This is a genomic window from Brevundimonas goettingensis (assembly GCF_017487405.1).
Lineage (GTDB): Bacteria > Pseudomonadota > Alphaproteobacteria > Caulobacterales > Caulobacteraceae > Brevundimonas > Brevundimonas goettingensis.
Window position 1 is genome coordinate 3,103,995 of sequence record NZ_CP062222.1, and the last position, 16,325, is coordinate 3,120,319.

Below are 16,325 nucleotides of genomic sequence, written 5' to 3' on the forward strand. Positions count from 1 at the left end.
ATGGCCGATCCCCGCGACATCATCCGCAGCCAGGCCTCGGCCCTGGGCTTCGACGTCTGCCGTTTCGCCTCGGCCAGCGATCCCTGGAGCGCGGGCGAGAAGCTGGCCCATTTCGTCGAGGCCGGGCGGCACGGGGAGATGGGCTGGATGGAGACGACGCTCGAGCGCCGCGCCCACCCGACCGCCATGTGGGACGGGGCGCGGTCGGCGGTGGTCCTCGGCATGAACTACGGGCCGAAGACCGATCCCCTGGCCGAGATGGCCGACCGGTCGGCCGGATATATCTCCGTCTATGCTCGGGGCGACGACTATCACGAGGTCATCAAGGGCCGGTTGAAGACCCTGGCGGGCCAGATCGCGGCGAAGACGGGCGAGGATGTGAAAGTCTTCGTCGACACCGCCCCCCTGATGGAAAAGCCCCTGGCCCAGCGCGCCGGGATCGGCTGGCAGGGCAAGCACACCAACTTGTTGAGCCGCGACCACGGCAACTGGCTGTTCCTCGGCGTCATCCTGTCGGCGGCGGCGCTGGAGCCCGATGCGGCCGAGACCGAGCATTGCGGGTCGTGCACCGCCTGTCTGGACGCCTGTCCGACCGGAGCCTTCCCGGCGCCGTTCCAGTTGGACGCCCGCCGTTGCCTCTCCTACCTGACCATCGAGTTCGCGGGGCCGTGGCCGGTCGAGTTCCGCACGGCGACGGGATCGCGCATCTATGGCTGCGACGACTGTCTGGCGGTCTGTCCGTGGAACAAGTTCGCCGCCGCCTCGAAGGAGGCGCGGCTGCAGTCGCGCGGGGCGCTGGAACAGCCGGCCCTGGCCGAGCTGGCGGCGCTGGACGACCCGGCCTTCCGCGCCCTGTTCACGAAGAGCCCGATCAAGCGGATCGGCCGCGACCGTTTCCTGAGGAACGTCCTCTATGCGGTCGGCAACAGCGCGGATGCGGGACTGGTGGCGACGGCGGAACGGCTGCTGGACGATCCGTCGCCGATCGTACGGGGCGCGGCGGTCTGGGCGCTGGGGCGGCTGGACGCGGAGGCGTTCGGGCGGGAGAGCGGGACGCGCGGCTGGCGGGGGAAGAGGATGAGGGGGTCAGAAGCGAATGGGCTTTTCCTCACCACGCCTAGCGTGGGGAGGGGGACCGCGGCCCGCTTGCGCCGGGGTGGAGGGGGTTCTTCGCCGGACCCGCGCTCAATCTCGCGGAGGCAAGGAAGCCAGAGCCCTCCGTCACGTCGCTGAAGAAGCGACGCGCCACCTCCCCACGCTGCGCGCGGTGAGGAGAAAGTCCTCGCGGATCAGCCGTTCGCTGACCCGATGGCGCGGCCGGAGCCGGGGACCGGGGCCACGTCCAGAAGCTTGACGCGGAAGACCAGCACCGAATGGGCGGGATGTCGCCGGCGCGCTGGTCCTTGTAGCCGAGCTCCGGCGGGACATAGAGCATCCACTCGTCGCCGGCCTTCATGCGCTGCAGGGCCTCGGTCCAGCCGGGCACGACCTCGTCGACGTGGATGGCCAGCGGCACGCCGCGCTCGAACGAGCTGTCGAAGACCGTGCCGTCGACCAGGGCGCCCTCATAGTCGACGCGGACGAGGTCGTTGCGGTCGGGGCCGGCGGCGCCGGACGGGCCGGAGACCAGCACCTTGTACTGCAGGCCCGAGGGCAGGGTCTGGATGCCCGGGGCGGACTTGTTCTTGTCCATGAAGGCGGCGGCGTCGGCGGCGTTCCTGGCCAGCTCCTCGGGGCTGACCGGGGGCGATGGCAGGCGGCGACCAGAAGCGTGGCGGCCAAAACAGAAGCGGTCGCGGCCCTAGCCCATCCGAAGCGCATAACCCTTGTCCTTCAAAGCGTCGCCGATCTCGTCGGCGTGGGCGCTATCGCGCGTTTCGACCATGATGTCGAACTCGGCACCCTTGGCCGGGACGTCGAGGGCCAGACGATTGTGGACGACGTCGATGATATTGCCGCCGAGGCCGCCGATCACCGCCGCCATGGCCGAGAGCATGCCGGGCCGGTCGTCGCCGAGGATCCTGTAAACAATGAGCCTCCGTTCACGGACCATCTCGCGGTTCAGGACCACGGCCAGCATCCGGGCGTCGATATTGCCGCCGGTCAGTTCGATTCCGACCTTCATCCCCCTGAAGCGCTCGGGGTAGCGAAGCAGGGCCGCCAGACCGCCGGCGCCGGCGCCCTCGCACACCGTCTTCTCCAGGGTGACCATGAAGGAGACGCCGCGTTCGAAATCGGCCTCGTCAACCACGAAGACCTCGTCGATCAGATCATTGGCGAGGGCGAAGGGGATGTCGCCCACGGCCTTGATGGCGATGCCCTCGGCGATGGTCTGGCCGGTGCAGATGGGCGGTTCACCCGCGCGTTTGGCGGTGAAGGAGGGGTAGCGGGCCGCCTCGACGCCGAAGACCTTGATGTCCGGCTTCATCGCCTTGGCCGCGATGGCGCAGCCGGCGATCAGGCCGCCGCCGCCGATCGGCACGATCAGGGCCTCGAGCTCGGGCGCGTCCTCCAGGAACTCGATGCCGCAGACGCCCTGACCCGCCACGATCCCCTCGTCATCGAAGGCCGAGACGAAGACATAGCCGTGCTCGGCCTGAAGCCGTTTGGCTTCTTCCGTCGAGGCGGTGAAGTCGAGGCCGTGGATGACCACGGTCGCGCCGTGGCTGCGGGTGCCGTTGATCTTGGCGAAGGGGGTGCCCTCGGGCATGACGATGGTCACGGGCACGCCGAGGCGGCCGCCGTGATAGGCCAGGGCCTGGGCGTGGTTGCCGGCGGAGGCCGCGACCACGCCACGCTTGCGCTCCTCGGGCGTCAGCAGCAGCAGCCGGTTCAGGGCGCCGCGCTCCTTGAACGAGCCGGTGAAGTGCAGATTGTCGTATTTGACCCAGACGTCGGCCCCGGTCAGCTCGGACAGGCGACGGGAATGGCGCACGGGAGTCCGGTCCACCTGACCCGCGATACGGGTCTGGGCGGCCTGGATGTCAGAAAATGTCACGGTCATCGGCGATGTTGTGACTGAGGTCGTCAACGCCCGCAACCTTGACCATGGGGCGGGCGTTAGGCGTATGGTTAGGGGCGTCTCGCCATGCACGCGAGACCACGCAGGAAGGCTATGCCATGTCGAATCAGATCCGTATCGGACGCGCCCGTCCGGTCGCGCTCGCGACCCTGGCCGGCCTGTCTCTGCTCGGCGTCGCGGCCTGCGCCCCGACCACGGGCGGCGGCGTCATGATCCCGCCCCCGCCGTCCACCGCCTTCAACGCCGACGCCTTCGGCTGGTCGACCCGCCAGGGCCAGGGCTCGATCGAGGGCCGGATCGCCTATAGCCGCAACGGCACGGCCTATGCCTGCACCGGCTCGGTCGCCCTGACGCCCGACACCCCTATACCCGCGCCCGCTTCAACACCCTGTACGGCTCGACCGAACAGGCGGCGATCCCCGAGGCCGTGGTGCGGGCCCGCACCGTCGCCGATCCGAACGCGGACTATCGCTCCTTCGTGCGCGCCTCGACCTGCGCCGACAACCGGTTCAGCCTGACCGGCCTGCCGGACGGCGGCTGGTTCATCATCGCCCCGGTCTCGGCCGGCGGCGACCGTATCGTGCTCATGCGCCGCGTCGAGACGCGCGGCGGGCGAGCGATCTCCGTCACCCTGTAAGCGTACCCCATCAACACGGCGGGTCGCCCTGGAGGGGGTAGAGGCCGACTGGAGGCGTTAACCATGTTTTCCGTTTCGTCGCGCCTCGCCGCGCTCTCTCTGGCCGCGACCGTGATCGTCTCCGCCGCGCCCGCCTCGGCCCAGGTCTATGGCTACCAGCCCGGCGGGGCCCAGGACTTCTACGGCTATCAGCAGGGCGCGGTCTGCGGCGACCGCTGCGGGGACCGCCGTAACGACCGGCGCTACGGCAGCCGGGACTATAGCTATCAGGGACAGCGCGACGTGCCGGGCGACTATCGCTGCGACGCCTATTGGGATCGCGGACGCACCGACTGCGACGCCCGCTGGCGCGACCAGCGCGCGCCCTGGCGGCGCAGCACGGGCTATAGCTATGGCGGCGGCTACAGCTACGGCGGGGCGCAGACCTATTACGGCGAATACGGACGGCCGGACGTGGTCTATTCGGGCGGCGGCTATGGCGGCTATGCCTCGGGTCAGGCCTATGCCGACCGCTATGGCCATGATCATCGCCAGTACGCCACGGGCGGCCGCGACCCGCAGAGGATCAACTGGTGCTGCGCCGAGTACCGCTCCTATGACCCGCGGACGGGCTATTACATCGCCTATAGCGGCCGGCCCGTCTTCTGCGGGTAAAGCCTTCTGCGCTGATCCGGCGGTTCATCGACCCACAGTTGTCCGATCACGGATTGGTGGGTGAGCGGCGTTCGCCTTTGTTTGGCCCCACCGCGCCCGCCTGACTGATCGCGCGTCCCCCGAAGGGCGCGTCAGTCGGGGAGCGCGTTCATGTCCCAACACAACATCAGCGGTTCGGAAGCCTTCGACCGCACGCCCAAGGTCTATATCCGCAAGGTCCGCACAGGCGGCATGCGCCGCCGCCGCAACCGGACGGTCGTCGCCTTCCTCGCCGGAGCGGGGATGGCGGTTCTCGCCGGCGCGGTCGGCGCCGTGGCCGTGTTCGGACCCAGCCTGGCGGCAGGCTGACCCCCGCCGTCGCGGCGCCACCCTCCCAAGGCTACGCCCGGCGGAGGCTCAGGCGATCCAGACCATCCGGCGGGTGTCGACGGGGGCCTGACGCGCCTGGCTGTACGGACGGCGGGTCTCGCCGGTGTACAGGAAGCCCGCCTTCTCCAGCACCCGGCCTGAGGCCGCATTGTCGGCGAAGTGGCCCGCGACCAGGGCCCGGCGCTTCCACTTGCGGCTCGCCCAGACCATGGCGCCCTCCAGGGCCTCGGTGGCGAAGCCCCGGCCCCAGAAGTCGCGGCCGATCCAGTAGCCCGTCTCGGGCGCCACATCCCCGTCCTCGAACATCCCGATGACCCCGACGGGTCCCAGGTCCTCATGCTCGATCAGGAAGGTGTTGGCCTTGGCCGGATCCTGGCCCGCGACGGCGATGACGAAGTCCTCCGCGTCGCCGGTCCCGAACGGGTGCGGCATGCGGCAGGTCATTCGCGCGATGTCGCGGTCATTGGCCAGAGCGGCGATACGGGGCGCGTCCTGGGGCGCGGGCGCGCGCAGGACCAGTCGCCGGGTCTCGATGACCGGGGAAGTTTCGATGATGCACATGGTCTTGGCCTCGATCTCGTTTGGCGAATGACGGGCGCCGAAACCGGTGGCCACTTTCGGCTGTCATTCGCCTGGTTCGGTCCGCCTCCTTGCAGGGCTCGGGCGGACTTCGAGGCGGGGAAACGCAAACGGGGAGCCTGGTGATCCAGACTCCCCGCGGAATATTTTCCCTGGTCCGGATCGGCTGCTTTTCCGAGCAACGCGATCCGAAAATTCCGGGTTTCGCGTTACTCGGCGGCCATAGCCTGCTGGTCGTTGGCCGGAATAATCGACACGTAACAACGGCCGTTGGTTTTGGTCGTGAATTTCACCACGCCGTGCTCGAGCGCGAAGAGGGTGTGGTCGCGACCGAGGCCGACGTTGGCGCCCGGATGGAACTGGGTGCCGCGCTGACGCACGAGGATGTTGCCGGCCAGCACGTTTTCGCTGCCGTATTTCTTGACGCCGAGGCGCTTCGACTGGGAGTCGCGACCGTTGCGCGACGAACCACCGGATTTCTTGTGAGCCATGGGTTGCTCCTCTTTCCTTTGCGCTACCGGCCTTCAGGCTGGATGAGCGCGGTCTTCGTGGGTCGCGCTGGGTAGCGCGGTTGTTTCTTACGCTTCGTCGGTCTCGGCGGGCTTGGCAGCCTTCTTCGCCGGGGCCTTCTTGGCGGGTGCGGACTTCTCGACGACCACGGCGTCAACCGAGGCGCCGTCGTGCGAGGCGACGACCGTTTCGGTCGAACCCAGGGCCGACGTCGCGTCGCGCTTGGCCAGGCCACGGGCGCGCAGGTTGATCTCGGCGCGGGTGGTCAGCTCGATCTTGCCGTCCCACTTGGCCGATTCGCCGGCGCCTTCGATGCCGGTGATGCGCAGAACGCTTTCCAGCTGGCGGTGGCCGTTCGTGCGGCGGTAGCCCTGACGACGGGTCTTCTTGAAGATCTTGATCTTCTCACCCTTGCGGGTCTCGATCAGGGTCGCGCCGACGAAGGCGCCGTCGATCAGCGGGGCGCCCAGGGTCACGCCCTTGTCGCCGCCCAGCATCAGGACGCTGTCGAACTTCAGTTCCTGACCGGCGTCGCCGTTCAGCTTCTCGACCACGATCGTGTCGCCCGGTTGAACCCGGTACTGCTTGCCGCCGGTCTTGATCACCGCGTACATGTTGGAGCCTCAGCGTAACGCAAAAAAGGATGCGCCCGCCGGATGACCCCGCGGGCGAAGAGCGGCGACATATACGGACCGGGCCCTCTGAGTCAACGCCAAACCGGCCCAAAACCGCGCGAAATGGCTCGCCCGGGGCCTCCGGGACGACAGTGACGCCTTGAATCACCACGCCTCTCTAGCCCCGCGCAACGCGACCGTGCAATGAACGGATAAGGGGAAGAGGATTCACTGCCTATGACGACCGACGCCGACAGCCGCATCATCGCTGCGCGCCGCATTACCGCCCATGTCGCCGAACTGCTTCAGGCCGACCTTTCCTTACGTCTGTGGAACGGCGAGGTCCTGCCGCTGGGGCCCAACGCCCGCGACGACATCCAGATCGTCATCGCCCGCCCCTCGGCCGTGCGCCGGCTGCTGCTCAAGCCCGGCCTGATGACCCTGTTCGAGATGTTCGCCACGGGCGATATGCGCATCGAGGGCGGTAGCCCCCTGGAAGCCGCCGACCGCTGGGATCACGGCCGCGCCATCCACCTGGCCAAGCGCGCCGACAAGATGCTGATTGCCAAGGCGGCGATTCCCTTCCTGCTCAGCGGCTCGGACGCCGGGGCGACCCAGCTGCCGGAATGGGACAAGACCGGCAACGACGGCATCGGCGCCGACAAGGCCGGACGCAGCGACAAGGACTTCATCCAGTTCCACTATGATGTCGGCAACGACTTCTACCGGCTCTTCCTCGATCCGGAGATGGTCTATTCCAGCGCCTATTTCACCGATCACAACACGACGCTGGAAGCGGCCCAGGAAGAGCTGGACCGGATCTGCCGCAAGCTGCGTCTGCAGCCGGGCCAGAAGTTGCTGGACGTCGGCTGCGGCTGGGCCGGCCTGTCCTGCTGGGCGGCCAAACATTATGGCGTCACCGTTCACGGCGTGACCCTGTCGCAGGCGCAGCTGGACTACGGCCGGGCCAAGGTCGAGCGCGAGGGCCTGTCGGACAAGATCACGCTCGAGCTCAAGGACTATCGCGACGTCGTCGGCGAGTATGACGCCATCTCGCAGGTCGAGATGTTCGAACACGTCGGCTTCGCCAACCACGAGCGCCACTTCCTGGAGATGAAGCGGCTGCTCAAGCCGCGCGGCCTGTATTTCCACCAGGCCTCGGTGCGCCGGGGCGGTCTGGACCCGATCAAGGCGACGAACACAACCAAGGTCATCACCCGCTTCATCTTCCCGGGCGGGGAGCTGGACACCATCGGCATGACGGTGACCAACCTCGGCCGCCTCGGCTTTGAGACGCTGGACGTCGAAGACATGCGCGAGCATTTCGAGCTGACGCTGCAGCACTGGGAAGACCGGCTGTATGCGAAGCGCGAGGAGGCCTACGCCATGGTCGGCGAGGCCCGCACCCGGCTGTGGCTGATCTATTTCGCCCTGTTCAAGAAGAGCTTCGAGCGCGGTTCGGTGCTGGTCTATCAGACCGTGGCCCAGAAGCGCCGTCCGGGACCGAGCGGACTGCCGCTGGACCGCAAGTCGCTCTATGCCGACCGGCCCGTGCCCGCCATGACCAAGGTCGCCAAGGCCCCCGCAAAGCCCGCGCGCGGGGTCAGGGCGGCGGTGTCGAAGGCGATTGCGAAAGTCACCGGCAAGAAGAGCCGCGCCAAACCGGCCTGACAACCGCCGCGCTTGCCTTCCTCCGCCTTGCGGGTGTTGGGTGGGGGCGGAGGACTTCCCATGACCAGACTGCTCGCCGCCCTCGCCGCGGCCACGCTCGGACTCGCGTTCGGCGCCGGGGCCGCCCATGCGGGGGCGCCCGTCTATGAGGTGAAGGCCTGCCCGGCGAACTGGCCGGCCCAGACAGCGCGGACGGTGGAGTGCGGAACCCTGACGGTCGACGAGACGCGGGGCGATCCGAACACCCGCCGCATCGAGATCGCGGTCGCGACGGTGAAGGCGAGCCAGCCGTATCATGACGCCTCGGGCCGGACCCTGCCGCCGGTCGTGGTCTTTCATGGCGGACCGGGCGGAGCGCTGGTGCAGGGGTGGGACGCCGCCTCGCCTTCTACGCCGCCAATCCGGACCGGGCCGGGCCTCTGGCCGCCATCGATCAGGACTGGATCTATTTCGACCAGCGCGGCGGCGGGCTGGACAACCCTCCATGGACTGCCCGGGCGCCCAGCTGACCGACGCCGGCCCGCCGTCGAAGGCAGACGCCGACAAGCTGATCGCCTGTATGAAGGGCTGGGCGGATGCGGGCGTGAACCTGTCGCAATATAATGCCGCCGTCATCGCCGCCGACGTCGCCGATCTGAAGACGGCGATGAAGCTGGACCGGATCGATCTGTTCGGCGGCTCCTATGGCCCGCGCATCGAGGCCGCCGTCATCACCCATGCGCCGCAGGGCGTGCGCGCGGTGGTCATGGACAGCCCCTGGCCGCCCGAGGGCAACTGGGCCGTCGGCACGCCGGAGCAGGTCTCCGCCGCCGTGAAGATCATCCTGGCCAAATGCGCGGCCCAGACCGAATGCAACGCCCGTCACCCCGACCTCCAGACCCGTTTCGAGGCCAATGCCCGGCTGTGGCTGGCCGGTCCGCAGACGGGGAAGGACGGCAAGACCTTTACCGTCGAGGACTTGGCCTCCTTCCTGATGGACACCACCTATTCGGGGTCGGGCGTGCGCAGCCTGCCGTCCGATCTGGAGAAGATCATCGCGGGCGACCTGTCGGTCGTCGCGGAGGCCGCCGAGAACCGCACCTACTATACAGAGGGCCAGCACATGGCCCATCTGTGCAAGGAGGAGCTGCCGTTCGAATCGAAGGAACGGCTGGCCGCCGGCGCGGCGGGCGATCCGGTCGCCGAGGTCTCGGTCCCCAGCCTGTCGCGCCTGTTCGACGTCTGCGCCACCGTCGACGTCGGCCCCGCCGACCCGGTCGAGAACGCCCCGGTCCACACCGACATCCCGACCCTGTTCATCGCCGCCGAGATCGACCCCGGCTGCCCGCCGCCCCTGACCCGCAAGGCCGCCGAGGGTTACAAGAACAGTCAGGTGATGATCGTGACCAACGCCACCCACGGCGTCACCGGCGGCAGCCCCTGCGCGGCGAGGGCGGCGCGGGATTTCCTGAGGGATCCGACCAAGCCGGTGGACCAGAGTTGCCTGCCCGCCCCGGGCACGCCGCTGGTGTTTACGGAATAAAACCACTCGACTGTTATAAGATAACACGATACAGGGCGATCAATGACGCCCTCCCCGCTCGAACATGATGTGTTGCTGTCGCTGATCGGCGGCGGCTTCGTGGCGGCGTTTCTGCATGCGGCCCTGCCGACCCACTGGCTGCCGTTCGTCCTGGTCGGGCGGGCGCAGAAATGGAGCCTGCCGCGGGTGCTGGCCGCCGTCGCAACGGCGGGTGTGGCCCATATCGCTACCACGGCGGTGGTCGGCGGGCTGATCGTGGCCGCGGGGGTGGCGCTGGAGCAGTGGGTCACGGGCCTGCTGCCGCATCTGTCGGCCATCCTGCTGTTCGCCTTCGGCGGCTTCTATCTGCTCAGAGCCGTCCTCCGCCGTCCGGCGCCGGTCACCGCCAACGGTATGACGCTGGAGCTGGCCGAACCGACCGTCAGCCACGGCGCCGCCTTCTGGGGTCTGGTCGCCATGCTGGCCATCTCGCCCGGCGAGGTGCTGCTGCCCATCTATATGTCCTCGGCCCAGGAGGGGATCATGGCGCTGGGCCTGCTGACCGCCGCCTTCGCCGTCGGCACGGTGCTGGGCATGGGGTCTTCACCGCCCTGGCCCGCATGGGCGCCTCGGTGCTCAAGCTCGAACGCTGGGCCCGCTATGAGGGCGCCGTGCTGGGGGTCGCCCTTCTGGGACTGGGCCTTCTCGTCCTGCTGCATCAGCACTAAGACGGGTCATGGCTTCCCCCACGATCATGCCGACCACGCGCACGACGACCATTCGCATGACCATGCCGGTCACGATCATGGGCATTCCCACGCGGGGCATTCTCACGGCCACAGTCATGGTCATGCCGGCCATCACCACGGGCCGGTCGACACCGGCGACTGGCGCTATGGCGTCGGGCTGATCGTCAACCTGGCCTTCGTGGCCTGCGAGTTCGGGGCCGGGATCGTCTCGGGCTCGACCGCCCTGATGGCCGATGCGGGCCACAACCTGTCCGACGTCCTGGGTCTGGCCATGGCCGGGGTGCGGCCATTCTGGCGCGGCGCGCGGCCGGCAAGCAGCTGACCTATGGGTTCGGCAAGGCGACGGTTCTGGCGGCCCTGGCCAATGCGCTGCTGCTGATCTTCGCCTGCGGGGCCATCGCCTTCGAGGCCGTGCAGAGGCTGACCGATCGGCGCCCGTCCAGTCGCTGATGATCATGATCGTCGCCGGCATCGGCTTCGTCATCAACTTGGGCACGGCCCTGCTGTTCATGCGCGACCAGCACGCCGATCTGAACGCCCGGGGCGCCTATCTGCACATGATGTCCGACGCCGCCGTCTCGATCGGGGTGGTGCTGTCGGGCGGGATCATCATGGTTACGGGGTGGTCGATCCTCGATCCGCTGGTGTCGATCCTGATCGTGGCGGTGATCCTGATCGGGACCTGGGGACTGTTGAAGGACTCGGTCAATCTGGCGCTGGACGCGGCCCCGCCCTCCGTCGATGTGGCGGCGGTCAAGGCGGCCTTCCTCGCCCTGCCAGGGGTGTCGGCGGTGCATGACCTGCACGTCTGGGGCCTGTCGACCACCGAGACGGCGCTCACCGCCCATCTGGTGCACGACCGGGACGACGGCGCCGCCCTGCTGGCCGAGGCCCAGACCCTGGCCCGCAGCCGTTTCGCCATCGGCCATACGACGCTGCAGCTCGAGACGGGCGTCCTGCCGGACTGCCCCAACTGCTAGACGATCACCGGCCGGTGCGGTTGCCCGCCACTGTATTGCCGGTCGCATGGTCGCCGTCGTCGAGGCTGGAGCCGAACGGCCAGCCCCGGTCGTCGCCGCAATAGCGCCGCCCGCCTTCGCGCGAGCCCACCACCACCATGCGCGGCCCGAGCAGGGCGGCGCCGGTGAAGACATTGTCGGTGATGATATTGTCCGAGGGCGTCTGGTGCCGGATCACCCCGTCCTCGCCGCAGTTGCGATAGAGGAAGACGCCGCCCCCATTTCCGGCCTGCCCGCCGAGGGCGAAGCGGTTGCCGACGATGCTGTTCCGGGCCGAGCCGTCGACGGCGATGATCTCGCGCGGAGTGCGGATGGCGAAGGTGACGTCGCGCAGGCTGTTGCCCGCGCTCTCGGCGTCCAGATAGACGGCGGTCGAGTCCGAACGCCCGGCGAAGCGGCTGCCCTGAACCGTCACCGCCGTCACCCCCGGCCCGATATAGAGGGGGATGGAGCCCGTCGCGGCGAAGGTCAGGTTGGTCAGGGCGATGTGGGACGGCGCAGCCGCTTGCGCCGCCGCCGTATGGCCGGGGGTGCGGGAAGAGTTTCGCAGGTCGTCGATGCGCCCGCCCGCCCCCATGCCCCAGATGCGGATCGCGCCGTGGATTGTGCAGTTGCGGAGATAGACGTCGGTCGGGCGGCTCCATGCCGGAGCAGAGCCGTCGATCCGCCGCGACCAGATGGCCACCGTCGGCGCCTGGGTGGTCGTGCGGGCGCCCGGCCGCCGATGCCGCCGCCGCCGCAGTCGATGCCCGCGCCCGAAGCCTCACGGCCCTCGATCAGGATGCGACGCAGGACCGGGCGGCCGTTCAGGCTCGCGCGGCAGGTCAGGCGGAAGGGCGTATCGGCGGCGTCGGGCGCGGCGGTGAGGTCGCGGACTTCCTCGGCCGAACAGGCACGGGTCGCGGGGAGGTCCCAACTTCCCGACTGCAACAGGAGGGCGGCGACCGCCCCGATCATTCCTGCGGCAGAGGCATGGCCAGGGCGGCGCGTTCGGCGATGCAGCCCGGATTGGTAAGGCCCGTGCGGCGGACCTCGGCCAGCTCGGCGCGCATGGGCTCCAGCTCGGCCTGGAAGGCGGGGGTGGCGACAGCCTCGGCGGCGACGGCCTTGCCGAGCGTCTCGCCGGCGACGACGTCAGCGGGATAATGCATGGCGCAGACGATGCGGCTGACGCCGATCTGATGGCCGATCTCACGCGCGGCGGCGGCATGGGCGGGATCGAGGGCGGCCATGACCTCGCCATAGGCGGCCCCGACCGAGGCGCTGCCCGACGGATAGGAGGGGCTGCGGCGGCCGGCCTCGCTGATGCGGGCGCAGGCGGGGCGGGTCATGTCGACGCCGACGGGTCGCGGCCGGAACTCGCGCGCCTTGGCGGCCTCGGCGGCATCATTGGCGTCGTGCAGGATTTTCGCGAGGACGGCGTTCAGGCGCGGTGTCGCGACACCGGTGAAGCGCACGCCCAGGGCGCAGTCGAAATGCTGGCGCGCCAGTTCGGGGCTGAGCTCGGCATGGGCGGTGGCCAGCAGCCAGCGGTCCGAGCTTTCCAGCGCGCGATACCGGTCCGACAGGGCCCGGTCGGCGATCTGGGCGGTCGATCCGTCGGCGGAGGGGGCGGGCACGGCGTCGGCCAGACGCTTGATCTCGGCATCGGTCAGATAGCCGGCGAGAACCGGCTCGGCGATCGGCGCCGCTGTCGTCGGGGCGCCGGCCGGCTCGCCATAGGGGTCACGGCGCAGGCGGCGATGACGGGAATGGCCAGAAGTGCGGCGGCCAGAACCGGGGCCGTCACGACCTTTCTCACTGACCCGCGCTCCAGGACAGCTGGACCGAGGTCGGCGCCTGATCGGCGGCGGTGGCCACGACCTGGACCATGGCGCCGTTGGCGGGCACGGCCGCGCCATAGGCGACGGTGTCGCCCCGGTTCAGCGACATGACCTGGGCCAGGCCCGCGGCCTCGGCGCGCTGCTTGTAGAAGTCGATCACCGCCTCGGGTTTGGCGTCGGTGGTGAAGGTGACCAGACCCCGGGACCGGCGGGACCGTCCGCGACGGTCGGCGGCGTCTCGACCACCCCGCCTGGATAGACGGCGGCGAAGTCGGGGGCGTTGCCTACGCGAACCGCACCCTCGGCCGTGACCGCCGGCGACGTCGCTGCCGTGGTCGCAGGCGCGGCGGTGTCGGCGACAGGCGATTCTGCGCCGGTGGTCGCCGCGGACTCGGACGAGGTGTCAGCAGCCTTGCTTGCCTTGTTCGACGGATCACAGCCCGCCAGGCCGACCGCCAACAAGGGGGTCACCGTCAGAAGGGCGACCACCGCCGCCAGACTGCGCTTCATTCCGGTCTTGTCCCTGGGCACGTTTCTCAACTGACTCCACCGTGGCCCATCGTTGCGGCGGCGGCAAGGCGGCACGGCGCCGGTTGCACGACCGAACGGGGATCGAGGGTCAATCTTCGGCCCTTGACGCCTTATCGACCATGCCCTCGGACGCGAGGGTCTCGTTGATCAGATCCTGGTCCGGATCATCGTCCGAACCGCTGGCCGAACCGCCCTGCAGCGAACCTGCACGGGTGTCCGAACCTGAGTCCGTGCCGTTCAGGACGTCGATCAGGGAATCGGGCGTCCGGCCCAGATCGGGCTTCTCGCCGATGTCGTCGGCTTCGCGGGCGTCTTCGGTGACATGGGGTCTGACATGGCGGGCTCCTTCTCGAGAACAGAAGCCTGAGACGGGGGCGCCGGTTCCGGGGCGCCGATACGACTCCTCAAAAGATATATCTCAAGACCCTTGCGTAACGGTCTTAAAGATATATCTTGGCGGCATGAAAACGAAGGAACACATGATGTTTGGATTTCACGAAGACAGAGAAAATCAACGCGGCGGCCGCCACGGTCGCCATCCCTGCGGCGAAGGCCAGTTCGGGGTCGGGGCCGTTTCGGCCATCACGCCGGACCTTGGGGGCGCGGCGAAGGCCGTGGACCGATGGGCCGCATGGGTGAACGCGGCGAAGGTCGCGGTCATGGACGCGGTCCGGGACGCGGACGCCGCATGTTCGGCCCCGGTGATCTGAGGCTGGTGCTGCTGGCCCTGATCGAACAGGAGCCGCGCCACGGCTACGACCTGATCAAGGCCATCGAGACGGCGTTCGGCGGCGGCTACGCCCCCCCCCGGGGTGGTCTATCCGACCCTGTCGCTGCTGGCTGACGAGGGCCTGATCGCGGGCGTCGAGGATGCGTCCGGCAAGCGGGTCTTCTCGGTCACCGAGGCCGGTCAGGTCTGGCTGGACGAGAACCGCGCCGCCGTCGACGGCGTCATGCAGCGCATGGCCCTGGCCGCGAAATTCGTCGCCGGCGAACAGACGCCGGAGGTGGTTCGCGAAGCCTTCCACACCCTGCGTCAGGCTGTGCAGATGAAGCCCGGCGGCTGGTCGGACCCGAGACCGCCAAGGTCGTCGAGGCCCTGATGAAGGCCGTGCGCGAGATCAGCGGGGAGTAAATCCTCACCAAGCGAAGCTTGGGGAGGGGGAACCGCCCGCCGCTTGGCGGGTGGTGGAGGGGGCTCGCTCCGCGCCGATACCCTGAGGCGTTGAGAGGCAGAAAGAACCCCCTCCGTCTCTCCGCTTCGCTCCGAGCCACCTCCCCACGCGATGCGTGGTGAGGAGAAAAAAAGAAGGGGCCGCGATCGCTCGCGGCCCCTTTTCATTGTTCAGATCGGTCTCGCCCTAGCGGCGGGCCTTCTTGCGCTGGCCGGCCTTGCCCTTGGGCCGCGACAGGCGAACCACCTTGCGGGCGTTCTCCTCGGCCGTGGTGCGCACGGTCGGGATGGAGCGCGGCGCCAGGCCGTAGAGCGAGGCCATCGGGGCGTCCTCAACCGCGGCGATCTCATGGTCGCCATAGCCGTTGAAGCCGGTCGACATGGCCACGCCATAGGCGCCCAGCATGCCGATCTCGATGAAGTCGCCTTCACGGATGTCGGCCGGCAGCCAGAACGGACCGGGCATGTGGTCGATCGAGTCGCAGGTCGGACCGTAGAACTGGAACGGCTTCAGCTCGTCCGAGGACGCGCCGTCGCGCACCAGCTTGGTCGGAAAGGGCCAGCGCGAGTGGGTCGCATCGAACAGGGCGCCGTAGGAGCCGTCGTTCAGATACAGGGCGTCGCCCTTGCGCAAATCCACCCGGCACAACACCGACGAGGACTCAGCGACCAGGGCCCGGCCGGGTTCGCACCACAGCTCGGTCGTTTCCGACACGGGCATCTCGTTGAAGCCGCGATGGATGGCGTCGGCGTATTCGCTCATGTCCGGCGGGACCATGCCCGGATAGACCGAGGGAAGCCGCCGCCGACATCGACGATGTCCACGATGACGCCCGCGCGGCTGATCGACCGGCCGACCTGGGCCATGGCGGCCTGGAAGGCGGTCGGACGCATGCATTGCGAACCGACGTGGAAGGAGACGCCCATCAGGCCGTCCTTGACCGCGCGACGCACCGACAGCAGCAGGGCCGGGGCCTGATCCGGCGAGACGCCGAACTTGCCCGACAGCGTATAGGCCGCGCCCTCGGCCGAGACGGCCATGCGCACGATCAGGTTCAGATCATCGGCGCCGCCCGTGCAGTCGAGGATCTTCTGCAGCTCTTCCTCGCAGTCGAGCGAGAAGGTGCGGACGCCATGATCGAAATAGGCCGTGGTGATCGCGGTCCGGCTCTTGACCGGGTGCATGAAGGCGATGCGCGCGTCGGGATCGACGGAGCGCACGAGCTCGATCTCTGCGATCGAGGCTGCATCGTAGCCTTTGACGCCGGCGTCCTTCAGGGCCTCGATGACCCAACGCGAAGGGTTCGCCTTCACCGCATAGAAGACGTCAGCTTTCAGATTGTCCTGGAACCAGCGCGCCGCTACGGAAACCGCCGCCGGCCGCACGAGTGCGACAGGACGTTCGGGGACCGCTCGCGGACCAGGTCCAGGGGGAAATGATACGTGCGCAATTCACGTAAACCCCTGTAATT

General features: G+C 68.7%; 19 protein-coding genes and 2 pseudogenes. 10 read left to right on the forward strand and 11 right to left on the reverse strand.

What is annotated here, in order from left to right:
- Window positions 1-1,233: a tRNA epoxyqueuosine(34) reductase QueG gene (queG, locus tag IFJ75_RS15215; RefSeq protein WP_207869113.1), complete on the forward strand. Its 1,233-nt coding sequence runs from the start codon at window positions 1-3 to the stop codon at window positions 1,231-1,233.
- On the opposite strand, the gene IFJ75_RS19775 is transcribed toward queG, so the two are convergent.
- On the reverse strand, window positions 1,118-1,693 hold the full coding sequence (locus tag IFJ75_RS19775) for an FKBP-type peptidyl-prolyl cis-trans isomerase (RefSeq protein WP_263972990.1): 576 nt from the start codon (window positions 1,691-1,693) through the stop codon (window positions 1,118-1,120). The two genes, queG and IFJ75_RS19775, sit on opposite strands and share 116 nt — an antisense overlap.
- A 108-nt stretch (window positions 1,694-1,801) precedes the next feature.
- Window positions 1,802-3,004 carry a threonine ammonia-lyase gene (locus IFJ75_RS15225; RefSeq protein WP_207869115.1) on the reverse strand — a complete coding sequence of 401 codons (1,203 nt, stop codon included), beginning with the start codon at window positions 3,002-3,004 and terminating at the stop codon, window positions 1,802-1,804.
- A 445-nt stretch (window positions 3,005-3,449) separates the two neighbouring features.
- On the opposite strand from IFJ75_RS15225, the gene IFJ75_RS19780 reads away from it, so the two are divergent.
- The 3 genes from IFJ75_RS19780 to IFJ75_RS15240 all read left to right on the forward strand — a co-directional run bounded on the left by IFJ75_RS19780 (window position 3,450) and on the right by IFJ75_RS15240 (window position 4,661).
- Entirely contained in the window at window positions 3,450-3,659 is a 210-nt protein-coding gene (locus IFJ75_RS19780) for a hypothetical protein (protein WP_225896851.1), read from the forward strand.
- A gap of 63 nt (window positions 3,660-3,722) precedes the next feature.
- The gene (locus IFJ75_RS15235; RefSeq protein WP_207869117.1) at window positions 3,723-4,313 is read left to right on the forward strand and encodes a BA14K family protein; all 591 of its coding nucleotides are present in this window, start codon (window positions 3,723-3,725) and stop codon (window positions 4,311-4,313) included.
- A 150-nt stretch (window positions 4,314-4,463) separates the two neighbouring features.
- The gene (locus IFJ75_RS15240) at window positions 4,464-4,661 is read left to right on the forward strand and encodes a hypothetical protein (protein ID WP_207869119.1); all 198 of its coding nucleotides are present in this window, start codon (window positions 4,464-4,466) and stop codon (window positions 4,659-4,661) included.
- Between the two features lie 48 nt (window positions 4,662-4,709).
- On the opposite strand, the gene IFJ75_RS15245 is transcribed toward IFJ75_RS15240, so the two are convergent.
- From IFJ75_RS15245 to rplU, 3 genes are all read right to left on the reverse strand, one after another.
- The gene (locus IFJ75_RS15245; RefSeq protein WP_207932637.1) at window positions 4,710-5,243 is read right to left on the reverse strand and encodes a GNAT family N-acetyltransferase; all 534 of its coding nucleotides are present in this window, start codon (window positions 5,241-5,243) and stop codon (window positions 4,710-4,712) included.
- Between the two features lie 227 nt (window positions 5,244-5,470).
- Window positions 5,471-5,752, reverse strand: a complete 282-nt coding sequence (gene rpmA / locus IFJ75_RS15250) for a 50S ribosomal protein L27 (RefSeq protein WP_207869121.1) — start codon at window positions 5,750-5,752, stop codon at window positions 5,471-5,473.
- Window positions 5,753-5,839: 87 nt separating this feature from the next.
- Window positions 5,840-6,385 (reverse strand): 50S ribosomal protein L21, encoded by a 546-nt coding sequence (rplU, locus tag IFJ75_RS15255; RefSeq protein WP_207869123.1) that lies wholly within the window; start codon window positions 6,383-6,385, stop codon window positions 5,840-5,842.
- A 237-nt stretch (window positions 6,386-6,622) separates the two neighbouring features.
- On the opposite strand from rplU, the gene IFJ75_RS15260 reads away from it, so the two are divergent.
- The 4 genes and pseudogenes from IFJ75_RS15260 (at window position 6,623) to IFJ75_RS20230 (ending at window position 11,286) form a co-directional block, all read left to right on the forward strand.
- Window positions 6,623-8,056 (forward strand): SAM-dependent methyltransferase, encoded by a 1,434-nt coding sequence (locus IFJ75_RS15260; protein WP_207869125.1) that lies wholly within the window; start codon window positions 6,623-6,625, stop codon window positions 8,054-8,056.
- A gap of 368 nt (window positions 8,057-8,424) precedes the next feature.
- Complete coding sequence (locus tag IFJ75_RS19785; protein WP_225896853.1) at window positions 8,425-8,565, forward strand: hypothetical protein; 141 nt, start codon at window positions 8,425-8,427, stop codon at window positions 8,563-8,565.
- A complete protein-coding gene (locus IFJ75_RS15265) occupies window positions 8,541-9,578 on the forward strand; it encodes an alpha/beta hydrolase (RefSeq protein ID WP_225896854.1) in 1,038 nt (345 codons plus the stop codon). Before IFJ75_RS19785 ends, IFJ75_RS15265 begins: the two co-directional genes overlap by 25 nt.
- Before the next feature lie 696 nt (window positions 9,579-10,274).
- A pseudogene (locus IFJ75_RS20230) lies at window positions 10,275-11,286 on the forward strand (cation diffusion facilitator family transporter).
- A 4-nt stretch (window positions 11,287-11,290) separates the two neighbouring features.
- Here the strand turns inward: IFJ75_RS20230 and IFJ75_RS15280 are convergent.
- The 5 genes from IFJ75_RS15280 to IFJ75_RS15300 form a co-directional block, all read right to left on the reverse strand.
- Window positions 11,291-12,010: a right-handed parallel beta-helix repeat-containing protein gene (locus tag IFJ75_RS15280; RefSeq protein ID WP_225896855.1), complete on the reverse strand. Its 720-nt coding sequence runs from the start codon at window positions 12,008-12,010 to the stop codon at window positions 11,291-11,293.
- A 268-nt stretch (window positions 12,011-12,278) separates the two neighbouring features.
- A complete protein-coding gene (locus IFJ75_RS15285; RefSeq protein WP_207869127.1) occupies window positions 12,279-12,944 on the reverse strand; it encodes a phosphatase PAP2 family protein in 666 nt (221 codons plus the stop codon).
- 178 nt (window positions 12,945-13,122) lie between these two features.
- Window positions 13,123-13,308, reverse strand: coding sequence for a hypothetical protein (locus IFJ75_RS15290; protein WP_207869129.1), 186 nt, complete (start codon window positions 13,306-13,308; stop codon window positions 13,123-13,125).
- Complete coding sequence (locus IFJ75_RS15295) at window positions 13,305-13,658, reverse strand: hypothetical protein (RefSeq protein ID WP_207869131.1); 354 nt, start codon at window positions 13,656-13,658, stop codon at window positions 13,305-13,307. The genes IFJ75_RS15290 and IFJ75_RS15295 overlap by 4 nt, the downstream gene beginning before the upstream one ends.
- A 532-nt stretch (window positions 13,659-14,190) precedes the next feature.
- Window positions 14,191-14,340 carry a hypothetical protein gene (locus IFJ75_RS15300; RefSeq protein ID WP_207932695.1) on the reverse strand — a complete coding sequence of 50 codons (150 nt, stop codon included), beginning with the start codon at window positions 14,338-14,340 and terminating at the stop codon, window positions 14,191-14,193.
- A 27-nt stretch (window positions 14,341-14,367) separates the two neighbouring features.
- Between IFJ75_RS15300 and IFJ75_RS20135 the strand changes: the two genes are divergently transcribed.
- Together IFJ75_RS20135 and IFJ75_RS15305 are read left to right on the forward strand one after the other, a co-directional pair.
- Window positions 14,368-14,523, forward strand: a complete 156-nt coding sequence (locus IFJ75_RS20135) for a PadR family transcriptional regulator (RefSeq protein WP_318781015.1) — start codon at window positions 14,368-14,370, stop codon at window positions 14,521-14,523.
- Window positions 14,492-14,782, forward strand: coding sequence for a PadR family transcriptional regulator (locus IFJ75_RS15305; RefSeq protein ID WP_318781016.1), 291 nt, complete (start codon window positions 14,492-14,494; stop codon window positions 14,780-14,782). Before IFJ75_RS20135 ends, IFJ75_RS15305 begins: the two co-directional genes overlap by 32 nt.
- A gap of 258 nt (window positions 14,783-15,040) precedes the next feature.
- Here IFJ75_RS15305 and IFJ75_RS15310 read toward each other — a convergent pair.
- Window positions 15,041-16,304: pseudogene (locus tag IFJ75_RS15310) on the reverse strand (type III PLP-dependent enzyme).
- Window positions 16,305-16,325: the final 21 nt, after the last annotated feature.